At 33.2% G+C, this 15127-nt stretch carries 16 protein-coding genes; 15 read left to right on the top strand and 1 reads right to left on the bottom strand.

All coding sequences use genetic code 11. The features are described 5' to 3' along the window. The first annotated feature begins 1 nt into the window (after position 1). The 14 genes from P178_RS0102445 (at position 2) to P178_RS0102380 (ending at position 12070) form a co-directional block, all read left to right on the top strand. The gene (locus tag P178_RS0102445; protein WP_027064715.1) at positions 2–595 is read left to right on the top strand and encodes a hypothetical protein; all 594 of its coding nucleotides are present in this window, start codon (positions 2–4) and stop codon (positions 593–595) included. Between the two features lie 20 nt (positions 596–615). Next, complete coding sequence (locus P178_RS0102440; RefSeq protein WP_027064714.1) at positions 616–1878, top strand: serine hydrolase; 1263 nt, start codon at positions 616–618, stop codon at positions 1876–1878. A gap of 163 nt (positions 1879–2041) precedes the next feature. Then, complete coding sequence (locus P178_RS0102435) at positions 2042–2605, top strand: TetR/AcrR family transcriptional regulator (protein WP_027064713.1); 564 nt, start codon at positions 2042–2044, stop codon at positions 2603–2605. A gap of 75 nt (positions 2606–2680) precedes the next feature. Next, the gene (locus P178_RS0102430) at positions 2681–3229 is read left to right on the top strand and encodes a carboxymuconolactone decarboxylase family protein (protein WP_027064712.1); all 549 of its coding nucleotides are present in this window, start codon (positions 2681–2683) and stop codon (positions 3227–3229) included. A gap of 108 nt (positions 3230–3337) precedes the next feature. Next, positions 3338–4330: a type I glyceraldehyde-3-phosphate dehydrogenase gene (gene gap / locus P178_RS0102425; RefSeq protein WP_027064711.1), complete on the top strand. Its 993-nt coding sequence runs from the start codon at positions 3338–3340 to the stop codon at positions 4328–4330. Between the two features lie 75 nt (positions 4331–4405). Next, entirely contained in the window at positions 4406–4720 is a 315-nt protein-coding gene (locus tag P178_RS0102420) for an EthD family reductase (RefSeq protein ID WP_027064710.1), read from the top strand. 73 nt (positions 4721–4793) lie between these two features. Next, positions 4794–5453 carry a hypothetical protein gene (locus P178_RS0102415; RefSeq protein WP_027064709.1) on the top strand — a complete coding sequence of 220 codons (660 nt, stop codon included), beginning with the start codon at positions 4794–4796 and terminating at the stop codon, positions 5451–5453. 53 nt (positions 5454–5506) lie between these two features. Beyond that, positions 5507–6151 carry a DsbA family oxidoreductase gene (locus tag P178_RS0102410; RefSeq protein ID WP_027064708.1) on the top strand — a complete coding sequence of 215 codons (645 nt, stop codon included), beginning with the start codon at positions 5507–5509 and terminating at the stop codon, positions 6149–6151. Between the two features lie 19 nt (positions 6152–6170). Then, entirely contained in the window at positions 6171–6836 is a 666-nt protein-coding gene (locus tag P178_RS0102405) for a peroxiredoxin-like family protein (RefSeq protein WP_027064707.1), read from the top strand. Positions 6837–6866: 30 nt separating this feature from the next. Beyond that, positions 6867–7217, top strand: a complete 351-nt coding sequence (locus P178_RS0102400; protein ID WP_027064706.1) for a DoxX family protein — start codon at positions 6867–6869, stop codon at positions 7215–7217. 26 nt (positions 7218–7243) lie between these two features. Further along, the gene (locus tag P178_RS0102395) at positions 7244–7957 is read left to right on the top strand and encodes a haloacid dehalogenase type II (protein ID WP_051638151.1); all 714 of its coding nucleotides are present in this window, start codon (positions 7244–7246) and stop codon (positions 7955–7957) included. Between the two features lie 139 nt (positions 7958–8096). Then, positions 8097–8747 carry a hypothetical protein gene (locus P178_RS0102390; RefSeq protein WP_027064704.1) on the top strand — a complete coding sequence of 217 codons (651 nt, stop codon included), beginning with the start codon at positions 8097–8099 and terminating at the stop codon, positions 8745–8747. 335 nt (positions 8748–9082) lie between these two features. Next, on the top strand, positions 9083–11320 hold the full coding sequence (locus P178_RS22525) for an ATP-binding protein (protein WP_051638150.1): 2238 nt from the start codon (positions 9083–9085) through the stop codon (positions 11318–11320). A gap of 189 nt (positions 11321–11509) precedes the next feature. After that, positions 11510–12070, top strand: a complete 561-nt coding sequence (locus tag P178_RS0102380; protein ID WP_027064703.1) for a GNAT family N-acetyltransferase — start codon at positions 11510–11512, stop codon at positions 12068–12070. Positions 12071–12126: 56 nt separating this feature from the next. On the opposite strand, the gene P178_RS0102375 is transcribed toward P178_RS0102380, so the two are convergent. Beyond that, on the bottom strand, positions 12127–12588 hold the full coding sequence (locus P178_RS0102375) for an Lrp/AsnC family transcriptional regulator (RefSeq protein ID WP_027064702.1): 462 nt from the start codon (positions 12586–12588) through the stop codon (positions 12127–12129). Positions 12589–12742: 154 nt separating this feature from the next. On the opposite strand from P178_RS0102375, the gene metE reads away from it, so the two are divergent. Next, positions 12743–15046, top strand: a complete 2304-nt coding sequence (gene metE / locus P178_RS0102370; protein WP_027064701.1) for a 5-methyltetrahydropteroyltriglutamate--homocysteine S-methyltransferase — start codon at positions 12743–12745, stop codon at positions 15044–15046. Positions 15047–15127: the final 81 nt, after the last annotated feature.

Genomic DNA, 15127 nt, shown 5'->3' with positions numbered 1-15127 from the left:
AATGAAAAGGATCTATTGGTTTTTAATTGCTTCGTTCTTTTTTATTTTCACTGGGTGTGATGATGAGGATGACAATGTTGTTAATGAAGAATTGCCAATATCTACAATAGCAGGCTTAAATACATTTGGATGCCTTATTAATGGACAAGTGTATGTGGCTGAACAAGAGAGCTTTTGTTTAGACTGTGAAGATGCACCTAAATTGCAATTAACCTATGGCAAAGTTTTTGAAGAGTATCGGTTTTCTTTAGGTACATTCAATGATATTGAGGGTGATGTTTCTATTGCTTTAGAGCTTTTTAATGGAGCTGAACCGTTAACGGAAGGTCTATATTCTCTTTCACAAACTATATTAGAAACTAATAACACACTCGTAGCTAATGCAACTTGTAGTATTAATAAAAAAATTAGTGGCGAAAAAATTGAGTCGGAATTTTACTCTAATGAAAACATTGGTGGAGTTTTGGAAATAATTAAAATTGATGAAGAAAAGAAGTTTATATCAGGTATTTTTTATTTTTCAGCAGTAGATGGCAACGGTCAATTCGTTAATATAATCGACGGTCGTTTTGATGTTACATATAAGAGTTTTTAAGAACTAGTATTGATATGAGTATGAAGAAAATTATAGTATTACTAATTGTTGTTTTAAGTGCATCTGCATTTACAACATACAAATATTACCCAATTGACGGTTACGAGCGTACAGGCATAAAACGTTTAAAGAGGTTAGAATTAATTAAAAGTGGCGAGCTTAAAGATGCAACGGCATTACCGGCTGGGGCTTTAAAATCGTACAGCGATATTCAATTGAACCTACTCTCAAGAAAGAGTGATAGTGCAATGGGTTTAATGCAGGTGAACGAAGATTTTCAGAAAGAGATAAGTGCACTTTTCCGCGGATTGGATAAAAGTTATTCGCTAACTGTCTTGGATATTTCTGACCCTGAGAATGTGCGTTATGCCGAACGAAATGAAACGGCAGGCTATCAACCAGGTAGTGTTGGTAAACTGGCTGTTTTGGTTGGGTTGTTTACACAATTAGAAAAAATTTATCCGGATTCATTTGAAAAAAGAACGGAATTGTTAAAGAACAAATCTGTGAAAGCGGGAATATGGGGATTGACAGATGAACACACTATTCCTATCTATAATATTGAAAAGAATACATTGGTAAAACGACAGGTGATTGCTAGCGATGTTTTCTCATTATATGAATGGGCTGATCATATGTTATCAGTAAGTAATAATGGTGCGGCGAGTATAGTATGGAGAGAAGTTTTGTTAATGGCAGCTTTTGGTGAAAAATATCCTGACTTAACTCAAGAAGAAACGGATGCTTATTTTAAAGAAACTCCAAAAAAGGAGTTGACGGACTTAAGTAATGATGTTGTCAACTTGCCGTTGCGCGATTTAGGTATCACATCTGATGAATGGCGACTAGGTAGTTTTTTTACTAGAGGTGCAAATACCTATGTAGGTGATAAAGGTGGTAGTATTGGGTCGCCACAAGGGTTAATGAAATTTTTGGTTCAGTTAGAGCAGGGTAAAGTTGTAGATGAGGCTTCTAGTTTAGAAATGAAACGATTGATGTATATGACAGATCGTAGAATTCGCTATGCACAATCACCTGCCTTAAAAGAAGCAGCCGTATATTTTAAATCTGGTTCACTTTATAAGTGTGATAGAAGTAAAGGTGAAGCCTGTGGTAAATATATGGGTAATGTTACCAATTTTATGAACTCGGTAATCATCGTAGAACAACCAGATAATTGTAAATATATGGTGGTGTTGATGACCAACGTTCTTCGTAAAAATTCTGCTAGTGACCATATGTACTTAGCTGGAAATATTGATAAAATTATTCGAAAGGGGTAGAATTTTAACTTCTGATTTATCTAATTTAAATAACCTATTGTGCTATATGTCAATAGGTTATTTTCGTTTTAAGAGGTTTTAAAGCCCAATAATACTTAATCTAAAGTTAAAAGTTTTTTTTATATCAAAGCACTTGCTTAGTTTTGTAGTGTAATTGGAAATAATGGCACGTAAAAAACAATATAACGAAACTGAAGTCATAGATAAGGCCATGCGCTTGTTCTGGCGTAATGGCTATGAAAGCACATCGGTTCGTATGTTGGAGAAAGAAATGGGTATTAACCAGTTCTCTATTTATGCCAGCTTTAAAAATAAAGAAGGTGTATTCTTAGAAAGTATTAAACTTTATAATACTCAAATTAAAGCCATCACCAATACCTTAGAAAAATCTAATAATGGGTTAGAAGGTATTAAAGATTATTTTTTTGATTTTCTAGATTTTTCTAGAGAAGGTGCAATTTTCAAAGGATGTTTGGTTACCAATACGGTAAACGAAATTAAAGAAGATTCGAGTCCGGTTATTATGGCGGCTTTGAAACGTTTTTCTTCAAATATTAGAGAACTTTTTGTAAGGAACCTAAAACAAGACGACTTAAGGGATGTAAAAGAAATAGAAGCACAAGCTGACTATTTAATGAACGCTCTTTTAGGTCTGTCAATTTCATCAAAAGTATTTAAAGAGGAACAGTTAAAAGGCATTATTAGGATTACATTTTTACACTTGTAGCATTTTTTTTGAACAATAACTAAGCAGTTGCTTAGATTTAACATAAATATAATAATTAATAGAAATAATAAGATTATGACAACTTTAAAAGTACACGACATAGAATCTGCACCAGAAGGTAGCAAAGCATTATTAGAGAACTCTCAAAAATCATTTGGTATGATTCCTGGTTTGCATGGTGTATTGGCTGCTTCACCTAAAATTTTAGAAGCGTATCAAACATTACATCAGTTATTTACTGAAACTTCATTCAATAATGATGAGTTGACAGTAGTATGGCAAGCTATCAATGTTGAGCATGCTTGTCATTACTGTGTACCAGCACACACAGGTATAGCTAAAATGATGAAGGTTGATGATGCTATTACAGAAGCATTACGTAACGAAACTCCGTTAGCAGACGCAAAATTAGAAGCACTAAGATCTATGACTTTAACTATAGTTCGTAACCGTGGTAATGTAACTCAAGAAGATTTAGATACTTTTTACGCTGCAGGTTATGGAGGGCAACAAGTGTTGGAAATTATTTTAGGATTATCTCAAAAGGTAATTAGTAACTATACAAATCATATTGCGCATACACCTGTCGATGCACCTTTTGAAAAGTTTGCATGGTCTAAATAATTGAGGTTTCAGTTTTCCCCGAAACCATATGTTGATTGAGTGATTAATTGTAGCCTTCTGTCTTTAAGGCAGAAGGTTATTTAATTTTAATAAACTAAATACATCAAAATGAAAAAAATAGCAATAAACGGAATGGGGCGTATTGGTCGCGCTTCTTTAAAAGTAATTTTGGATACTCCAGAATTAGAATTAGTAGCAGTAAACGATATCGTATCTATAGAGAATATTGCTTATTTATTAAAGTATGATTCAGTCTATGGTATTTATGAAAAGGAAGTTTCACATGATGAAAACAACCTTATCATAGATGGTAAAAAAATTCAATACAACTCGCAACGTAATCCTGTGGATTTGCCTTGGGCAGAATACAAAATTGATGTCGTTATTGAAAGTACCGGTTTCTTTACTAAGAGTGAAGATGCTAGAAAACACATTAAAGCAGGTGCTAAATCTGTAATTATATCTGCACCTACTAAAAGTGAAGACATACCAACGGTAGTACATGGTGTAAATACCGAAGCTGGTGAGACTAACATATTCTCTTGTGCTAGTTGTACTACGAATAATATTAGCCCGGTTGTAGAAGTATTGGGTCGTAGAATTGGTATCAAAAAAGCCATTATGACTACGGTGCATGCATATACGGCATCTCAGGGTATTGTTGATGCGCCTTCTCAAAAGAACTTGAGAATGGGTCGTGCAGGTGCGGCAAATATTGTACCTACGTCAACAGGTGCGGCAATTGCAACTACAAAGGCATTACCAGAATTAGCAGGTAAGTTTGATGGTGTTGCGTTACGTGTGCCAATTCCGGTAGGATCTATGTCAGATTTAACTTTTGTTATGGAACGCGATGTAACTATTGAAGAGGTGAATGCTATCTTTGAAGAAGAAGCAGCAACTGATAGATATAAAAATATTTTGGACACTACAGATGAGCCTTTGGTATCTTCTGATATTGTAAAGAATCCGCATGCATCAACTGTTGATTTAGGTATGACTAGAGTAGTGGATGGCGATTTATTGAAAGTGATGACGTGGTATGATAATGAATGGGGATTCACCAATCAAATGATACGTCAAATTTTGGCAGAAATATAAATTCAAATTAGACACAGAAGCTCCATTATTTTTTGGAGTTTCTGTTATCATATTAATTGTATAAAAATATTTACGATGATAAAAGTATCTGTAATGTATCCGAACAGCGAAGGCGTAAAGTTCAATGCCGAGTATTACAAAAACTCACATTTGCCAATGGTATCTAAATTGGTAGGTAGTGCATTAAAAGGATTAGAATTAGATTTAGGAGTTGGTGGTAGAGCACCTGGTGAGGCTGCGCCTTATGTTGCAATTGCCCATTTAAAATTTGATGATGTTGCTTCGTTTCAAGCTGCTTTTGGTCCGCATGCAGCAACATTCGCTGACGACGTTAAGAATTACAGTAACGTGCAAGGAGAAATTCAAATTAGTGACTTGGTATCTTTCTAAAGTCTTTATTGATTCAAACAATAAATAGCTAGTAGTTGGTAAAAGTTTTTAATAATTAGTTGGAAGATTACGTATGGAAAATATAGATGTACCTATTGAAAAATTAGCGCAACAGTGTTTCCATGCAGTTTTTAGAACAGATTCTGATAAGCCTGGTTTTAAACACTTTAATTTAGGTAAGAATAGAAGTCCATTAGAGTTTAGAACTATAATGACATCACTTAAAAAGGAACTGTCAAAATTAAGCGAAACCTACTTTGGTAAAAAACTAAGTTACCATTGGTTGGTTCGTTTTGATCAGCAGGTAAATACCCCTTTTCATGTGGATAATGCAGCACATCAATCTTTCCTTTTGCTAGGTTACGAGCCCAGTGTTATAGAGAGTGAACTTCATATTGCAGATTATCATGCGTTTGCAAAAGAAAATGATAAAGACTTTTTAACAAATTTCACTCCGGTGTTTAAAGATGACAAATCAATATTAGTGCCATTTACAACGAAATTGAAGTCATTTGATAAAGAAGCGTATCACATTGTAATCATGAATAACAGCAGCCCTACGCTTCCGGCAGAAACGTTAGGCGTATATCATAAAGCTGTTATAGTGGAGCAGAATTTTAGTGAAAGTAGAATCGTGAACTCTATGGTTCTGAATATGACATCCGAAGAAAAAAATATTGAAGATCAAAAGCGAGAAGAAAGCTATTTAAATTCTAATGTTATTAGTACATAGTACTGGTGAAATTTTAGCAGGGATAAAAAATATAGACCATAAAGAATGTAATTATGAGTAAAAAATTAAAAATAGATATTGTATCTGATGTTGTATGCCCATGGTGTGCAATTGGCTACAAGAGATTAGAAAAAGCAATTGATGAACTAGGTATTCAAGATCAAGTGGAAATAGAATGGCAACCTTTTGAATTGAACCCAGGGATGCCACCAGAAGGTCAGAATGTAACCGAACATATTACAGAGAAATATGGTTCTACCATAGAGCAACAACAAGCGTCGCAACAGAACATGACCGAGATAGGAGAGGAGCTTGGCTTTAAATTCGATTATTTTGATGACATGCGTATGTCAAACACTTTTGATGCTCATGTGTTATTGGAGTATGCAAAAGATTTTGGGAAACAAACGGAACTAAAATTGCGCTTAATGACTTCATTTTTTGGAGAAAGAAAAGATGTGTCTGATAGAGAGGTCTTAAAACAAGCGTTATTAGAAGTAGGTTTAAATGCAGAGGAAGCATTGTCTAAATTGGATAATGAAGAAGCCCGTTACGAAGTAAGGAATAAACAGGGACAATGGAAAAATATGGGTGTAAACTCCGTACCAACTATTGTATTTAACATGAAAAGTGCAATAACAGGTGCCCAACCCGTTGATAGTTTTAAACAAGTACTTTCAGAATTGATTGCTGAATAGAAAATTAAAAATGCAGGTTATGAATAAAGCAGATAAAAACAAAGGTGAACTAGATGCATTGTTAGATGTAAAACGTCAAGGAGCATCGAAATTTACGGAAGAAAAAAGGAAGATTTATGCTGATGGTATTAAAAGTGTTGCAGCATCTGGGGTGCTTGAAAATGCATTGAATATAGGAGATAAAGCGCCTAATTTTAGTTTAAAAAATGCATTGGGAGAATCTGTTTTGTTATATGATGAATTAAAAAAAGGTTCAGTTGTCTTAACATGGTACAGAGGTGGTTGGTGTCCGTATTGTAACATTACACTGCACTATTTACAAGAAAAACTTCCTGAAATTAAAGAAGCAGGCGCTACATTAATTGCCATTACACCAGAATTGCCAGATAATTCTTTATCTACTTCAGAGAAGAATAAGTTAGAATTTTCTGTTTTAAGCGATGTTGGTAATGTAGTAGGAAAAGAATATGGCGTAGTATATACATTAACCGATGAGGTAGCTACTATTTATGAAGCAGGATTTGGGTTAAGTGAAGTAAATGGAGATCATAGTAATGAACTGCCTTTGGCTGCGACTTATGTAATCAATACTGATGCTATTATTCAATATGCTTTTTTAGATGCTGATTACACGGAAAGAGCAGAAGTCACGGATATCGTAGAAGTATTACATAAGCTGAAATAAATTAATATTTGACCACCAATACTGTTAATCATGAAAAGAGATAGAATCATTTATTACATAGCAACTGGTATTTTTAGTTTGGTAATATTATTTTCCGCAGGCATGTACTTTTTTAATCACGAATTTATAAAAGGTGCTTTCGTAAAATTGGGCTATCCTACGTATTTAATTTACCCATATGCTACGGCAAAATTGGTTGGTTTATTTGCTATTTGGAACCCTAAATTTCACATTTTAAAAGAGTGGGCGTATGCTGCATTTTTCTTTGCGGTAACATTAGCATTTTTTGCTCATATTATGGTAAGTGATGGAGAGCAGATGGCTGCTGTTATTGCTTTGGTTTCATTGGTCGTTTCTTATATCTTTAGTAAAAGAATATAGAAAACTTATAAAAAAAGAATATTGCTATGATCGAAACTAGAGAAGATAAAATTTCTAAAAATATTCGTCCAAAAGTCCTATTCTTTGATGTTAATGAAACGCTTCTTGATCTTACGATCATGAAAAAAGAAGTAGGTCAAGTGTTGGGCGGTAGAGAAGATTTACTCCCGCTTTGGTTTACAACAATGTTACAGTACTCATTAGTGGTGTCTGCAGGCGGACAATATAAACCATTTGGACATATAGGAGCTGCTGCATTACAAATGGTAGCTGCAAATAATGATATAGTTATTACAGAAAGCGAAGCTCGTAAAACTATTGCCGAAGCTATGGGCAACTTGCCACCACATACTGAAGTAAAGGAGGCATTGTTGCAATTGAAGAAAGCAGGTTATAAACTAGTGGCATTCACTAACTCATCTAAAGAAGGTTTAACCAAGCAATTTAAAAGTGCAGGATTAACGGAGTATTTCGATGAGATGCTAAGCGTTGAACCTACAGGAAAATTTAAACCATTTACAGATACCTATGTTTGGGGTGCTAAAAAAATGGGAGTTGAACTAGACGAATGTATGCTTATAGCAGCACACGGTTGGGATGTAGCCGGAGCCTTATGGGCTGGCTGGCGAGCAGCATTTATTAGTAGACCGGGTAAACAGCCATTTCCGTTATCAACAGAGACAGAAATTTCAGAATCTAATTTACAACGGGTAGCAGACATTCTTGTAGCTTATACTTAAGAGTATAAATATATATTACCATATTATTGGCACCACACATAGCTTATGAGTGGTGCCTTTTCTTTATTGAAAAGGTGCAGAATTGGATAGTAGGTAGATTATGTATCTTTGCCGTACCATTAACTAAAGATGATATTACATGTTTAAAAAAACACTATTTGTTGCGCTTACTTTCCTTTTATTAACTTCATGTTGGAAAGATAAAAGCCCTGAAAATCTTATTCGTTTAAAAGATAAATTTAAGTCTCAGGTAAACGATTTTGAAAGTAAGAAAGAAACTGCCAATAAAAACGTTAACAAAGGCTTAGAGTCTTTAAATGCATTAAAAAGTGCTTTAGAAGACACCAAAAATGAAGATAAAGAATTCGCCAAAGTATATGGTGATTGGGAGAAGGTAGATCGCCGTGTTCAGAATTTGAACAAAGAATACGAAGATTTAAAGGAGAAAGCTTCTAACTTATTCACAGCTATGGAAACTCAGACCAATAGCCTAAGTGATGAAAAGAGTAAAAAAACACTTTTAGGTGCCATAGAAAAAGCGCGTACAAAGTATAATGGCACTTTGGCTAATACTTCAAAAGCTATTGATAAGTTGAAACTTTTACATGGCGATGCCGTTGAGGTAGTAAAAGCCCTAGAAGTAGCTGCTGCACTAAATTCTTTTGATAATATTAATGATCAAATGAAAAGTATAGAAGGTCGTGTAGATGGCATTATGCAAGAGTTGAATGTTGCTGTTGTAGAAAGTAAAAAATTATACGAGAAAAAGATTACAGAATTAGGAGAATAACAACCCCTTTATTGATATGCTCAAAAAGCATATCATCTTTTAGAAAACAGCAAGTGCAGAGTGGGTTAACCACAAAACATTTGCTGTTTTCTGTTTTAGATTTCCCATGTTTTTTACCCGACCTTAACAATTATATTATGGGTATAACATATCATTATGGTGCTTTAAGGATATAGCGTATGTCTATTTCATTATTTTTTTACAGTTAAAAATCCCATAATATTTGTTAATGGATTTTGATGCCATGGTCTTAAAATGAGGTATATTCATTTGTTGAAATATATGTAGTTAATATCACATTATTTTACTCCATATTTTAAATGTCAATTATATTTATGAGTTCTACAATAACGAAGTTAAAGGCTTTAATTGCTTCCACTAAAACATATATTGTTTTATTGATAATGGCCGTAGGTTTGCTTCTTTATACCGTAGCCGTGGGATATCAGCAAGTTAAAAGGCTACATAAAACTGGCGGCTTGGTTTCTCACACACTTGAAGTTCAACGAGCTATTGTAGAATTATCCGCTAAATTTTTAGAGGTGGAATCTATTCAGTTTAAAAAATATTTTGAGAAAGACGAAAGTAATCTCTCTTCTATAGTGGTAACAGAATTAGGTCAGTCTCTAGAAAGATTAAAATTACTTACTGCAGACAATGAAGCCCAACAAGAAAAGGTTAAGGCATTACAGCAATTGCGAGATAAAATCATTATTGAAATAGATAGCAGTAGTCTTTTAGATACGGTCTCTGTAAAAGATACCGCTGCAATTGATTTTTCTAGTATTGGCTATAAGCATGTTGACCGTATTTCAAAAATTGTAGCAGAATCTCAGGTTATAAAAGAAAGAATGTTAGCTGAGGAAAATTATTTAATGGTTGAGCGTAAAGAAGAATATACCTCTCAATCATTTTTAACCCCAATGTCTTCATTACTGGTAGCATTAACTGCATTAGGCATATTTATAATTGGCTTTATTAGCATTTATAAGCAGAAAGGAGAAATTCAAGATGTCAACAGTCAGGTTTATAATCAAAACAAAAAATTACAGGAAACAGAAGAATTTTTAAAAGGTGTTTATAAAAGTTCAAATAATGTCATTAGCCATTTTGAGCCACTATTAGATGCAGATGGAGTGATAACCGATTTTCAATTTCGCTATACCTCTAATGCAATTGAAAAGGTGACAGGTGCAGAACAGGATGATATTATTGGGAAATCTCTTTTAGAAATGTACCCAATGGTAAAAGAAAACGGACTTTTTGATTTGATGAAAGAATGTTATTTAAGTGGCGCGTCTCAAGAGCATGAAAGTGTTTATAGGTTTGAAGGGCAAAATAAATATATACAGAATACAGTAGTAAAATCTGCAAATGGTATTACCAATACCGCATGGGATACTACAAAGGTTAAGGAAGGTGAAAAAATATTACAAAAACTAAATGAAGAATTAAGCCTACAAAACACCATATTTAAGGAGGCGGAAAATGTTGCGGGTGTAGGAAGTTTTATTTGGTATTTAGATAATGGTAGCGCAACCGTATCAGATAACTTTTATAGAATTCTTGGAGTTGAACCCGATCATTTTGAGGTTACTTTTAACAGCTATAAAGAATTCATCCATCCAGAGGATATTTCAATATTTGAGGCACTAAGTTGTAATAAAGAAGAAAATGGCGTGTCTACTGTATTTACCTATAGAGTTCAGACCAAAAATAAAGGTGTTAGGTATCTGGATTTAAAAGGCAGGCGTATAGAGATTGATGATAGACCTGTATCTGTTGGTATAGTACAAGATATTACCAGTCGTGTAGAAAAAGATAGACAGCTAATTGATAGTTTTGAAAAATTGAAAATTAGTAATGAGGAACTAGAATCTTTTAATAGAGTGGCAAGTCATGATTTGCAAGAGCCGTTAAGAAAGATTCAAATGTTTATATCTCGAATAGAGGATACAGGTAATAAAGGAATACCGGATGAGGTTCATGGGTATTTTTCTAAAATTAAATCTGCAACATTTAGAATGCGAGAATTGATTCAAAATCTGCTATCTTATTCGAGGATAGATAAGATCAATTCAAAATTTGAGAATATTGCTTTAGATGATGTTATTACTAAAGTTGAAGATGAACTATCACAGTTAATAAAGGATACGGGTACTATTATTTCGTATGATAAATTGCCGGTAATTAATGGTATTCCATTTAAGATAGAGCAGTTGTGTACCAACCTTATCAGTAATTCTATAAAATATAGAAAAACCAATACATCCCCAATTATTGACATTACTTCAGTTCGATTACGAAATATTGAAATACCAGAGAATTTCGCTAAAAATTCTGAATACTATTACAAACTTTCATTTACCGATAACGGTATTGGATTTGATCCCGAATTTGCAAGTAATATTTTTGAAGTTTTTCAAAGATTACATACAAAAACCGAGTACTCTGGAACAGGTATTGGACTCTCTATATGTAAAAAAATTGTAGAGAAGCATAATGGTTATATACATGCAATTGGTAAAAAAGATGAAGGTTCAACATTTGTTATATATCTACCAAGTAATTAATACTTCCACTACTAATATTAAAATGTAGTTTCATTAGCTCATTTATATTGTACTTCATATCTGTATAAACTTCATACTCTACTAGTTAATAAAATTTAATGGCGTATTTGATTGTGGTAGTTATTACCATGATTAAATGGTTCATTTATAAAAAGTTACTTTTAAGACTTTATAAGTACAACTATAGAAATGGATCAACCAAAAATTATAACGGAAAGATTAAAATTAAGATTAATTGAAATAACTGATTTAGAAGCTATTCATACGCTTCATATTTTACCTGAAACAGATAAGTATAATACGCTAGGTATTCCTAAGAATTTAGAAGAGACTAAGCGGGTTATACTTCCCTGGGTTGCGGCAAACAAATTATCAGAAATAACAAATTATACTTTCGCTATTATACTTAAAGAAACAGATGAATTTATGGGTCTATTTGGACTTAGACTTGGCGATAAAAAATACAGTAGAGCAGAAGTTTGGTATAAGCTACATCTCAATTTTTGGAATAAAGGGTATGCAACAGAATCTTTAAAAGCAGTATTGAATTTTGGATTTAATACGCTTAATTTACACCGTATAGAAGCTGGTTGTGCGGTAGAAAATGTTGGCTCAGCAAAAGTGATGGAAAAAGTAGGTATGACCAAAGAAGGTAGAAAAAGACAAATACTACCATTAAAAACAGGTTGGTCAGATAGTTTTGAATATGCTATACTTAATAGTGATAAGCCAAACTATACAACGATATAAAATTTTTTATAGATTTTTTTTAAGTTATATAGCAATGACTTAGTCTGCCGAATATATTAAAGAGGAACTGCGTATGAATGTTTTATGGTGCCAATAACAAAAGTACTATGAGCACTGCCTATGTTCTGTATGGCACCAAGATCATTGATGACGAAAGATTGGTAGTGCTTCATATCTTTAATTATGATTTTAAGTAAAAAATCATAATCGCCAGATATATTATAACATTCCGTTACCTCCTTTAAAGAGATAATATCTTTAACGAATTTATTCCCAATTTCTTTGGTATGCTCTTTCAATGTTATATTACAAAAAACAGTGAGGGTCTTACCAATTTTTTCAGCTTCTACAATAGCAACATATTTTTTAATGATGCCATTTTTCTCTAAACGTTTTATTCGTTCATAAACTGGTGTTGGAGATAAATTTACGTTTTGTGCAATCTCTTTAGTTGTAAGTTTTCCGTCCTCCTGTAGTATCTCTAATAATTTCCAGTCGGTTGAATCTAAATTATGCATAGATAGTTTTTCTTTTAATGATTCAAAATACACCTAATAAAAGGTGTATTAATTATATTAATGCATAAAATTAGTTATATTTTCTTACTTATTATCAAAGAGTAGATAATTTAATCATTATAAATAATTTTGATGGAAATTTAAACTTTATCAAATGAAAACAATTGTATTAGGTTATCCTAGAATAGGAGAAAAAAGGGAGCTCAAAAGGGCGATAGAAAAATACTGGAAAAATGATATTTCTGAGGACGTGTTGGTTAAGGTTACTAGTGAATTAAGAACTAAAGCTTGGAAGACACAACAGAACTATGATATAGATTTAATTTCCTCAAATGACTTTTCATTATATGATCAAGTTTTAGATATGTGCATTACCCTGGGCTGTATTCCTCAAAGGTTCAAAGATTTATTGGGATTACAGCAGTATTTTGCAATGGCAAGGGGTCATCAAGCTAATAGTGTAGATGTCACCGCCATGGAAATGACAAAATGGTTCGATACTAACTATCATTACATTGTGCCTGAATTTATTAAAAAGCAGTATTTTAAATTAAATTCAAATAAAATAATTAGTGAAATTAAAGAGGCTAAAGCACTAGGTATTACAACTAAACCTGTTATTATAGGACCCATTACATTTTTGCTTTTGGGAAAGGAAAAGGAAGAAGGCTTTAATAGGTTGAATTTATTAAACAAGCTATTACCAGTTTATAAAGAATTGGTATTAGAAATTGACCAAGAAGGTGTCGATTACCTTCAAATTGATGAGCCCATTTTATCGACTGATCTTACAGAACAGGAACAAGCTGCTATAGTAAAGGCTTACAATTATTTCTCAAAAATTGGTGTAAATCTAAAGTTTATCTTAGCAAATTATTTTGATTGTTATGGAAAGAATTTAGAGCTAGCATTAAAATTACCTGTTCATGTGCTTCATATAGATGTGGTTCGTTGCTCATTACAATTAGAAGATATTTTAGAAACTAAATTATTAGGTGATAAAGTACTGTCTTTAGGGATTGTAGATGGCAGAAATATTTGGATAAATGATTTTAAAAAGTCATTAAAATTAATAGAAAGAGCCAAGAATGAATTAGGAGAAAACCAAGTTTGGATCGGTACTTCGTGTTCATTACTTCATGTGCCTTACAATTTGGAACTAGAAGAAAATAACGAAAATATAAATAGCGAAGTAAAGCAATGGCTAGCTTTTGCAAAGCAGAAATTACAAGAGATTGTTGTTCTAAAAGAAAAGAGCTTTCAGGAAGAAGATGTACGTGTTAATGCATTATTTGAAAAGAACCAAGAGGCAAATCAAAGTAGAAAAGTCTCATCACTAATTCATGATCAAAATGTACAGCAGCGACTTGATAGCTTAAAAGGTACAGATAGCGAAAGAGATTCTCTGTTTTCAATCCGCCAGGCACAACAACGAAAAGAATTAAAACTTCCTGTATTCCCTACAACCACCATAGGATCTTTTCCACAGACGAAAGAGGTAAGGCAAACACGTTCTAAATTTAAAAAAGGAGAACTGTCGCAAGAAGATTATGATGCATTTATAAAAAAGGAAACAGAAGAAACAATTCGTTTTCAAGAAGATGTAGATTTAGATGTTTTGGTTCATGGTGAATTTGAACGAAATGATATGGTAGAGTATTTCGGGGAGCAATTAGAGGGCTTTTTGTTTACTAAATTTGGCTGGGTACAGAGTTATGGTACCAGATGTGTAAAACCACCAATAATTTATGGAGACGTATCTAGACCCACACCAATGACCGTAAAATGGTCTTCTTACGCACAGTCTATTACCCATAAATATGTGAAAGGAATGCTAACCGGACCAGTGACCATATTACAATGGTCTTTTGTAAGAAATGACCAACCAAGGTCTGTAACGTGTAATCAAATTGCATTGGCTATACGCGATGAGGTAAATGATCTAGAGAAAGCCGGTTTGAAAATTATACAGATCGATGAGCCAGCACTTAGAGAAGGGTTGCCCTTGAGAAAAGAAGACTGGAAAGCTTATTTAGATTGGGCGGTAAATGCGTTTAAAATCTCGGCAAGTGGAGTAAGTGACCATACTCAAATACATACCCATATGTGCTACGCAGAATTTAATGATATAATAGAAAGTATTGCAAAAATGGATGCAGATGTTATTACCATAGAAACATCTCGGTCAGAAATGGAACTTTTAAAGGCTTTCGTAGATTTTAAATACCCAAATGAAATAGGTCCGGGTGTTTATGATATACATTCGCCAAGAATACCTTCGCAAGAAGAAATGGAACACCTATTGGATAAGGCTTCAAATCTTTTGCCGTCCGGAAATGTTTGGGTGAATCCTGATTGTGGATTAAAAACTAGGGATTGGCCTGAAACTAAAACAGCTCTTAAAAATTTAGTACTATCTGCAAATAGAATGCGAGAGAAATTATCTCATGTGATATAAAAACTAAATTTTTAAAATGATAATTTAAAAGACATCTAGGATGAAAATCCAAGATGTTTTTTGATTTAATTGAATACTAAC

It is taken from the genome of Maribacter sp. Hel_I_7 (assembly GCF_000688315.1).
GTDB lineage: Bacteria > Bacteroidota > Bacteroidia > Flavobacteriales > Flavobacteriaceae > Maribacter > Maribacter stanieri.
The sequence above is the reverse complement of the archived record's forward strand: the minus strand, read 5'-3'. Positions and strand labels throughout refer to the sequence as shown.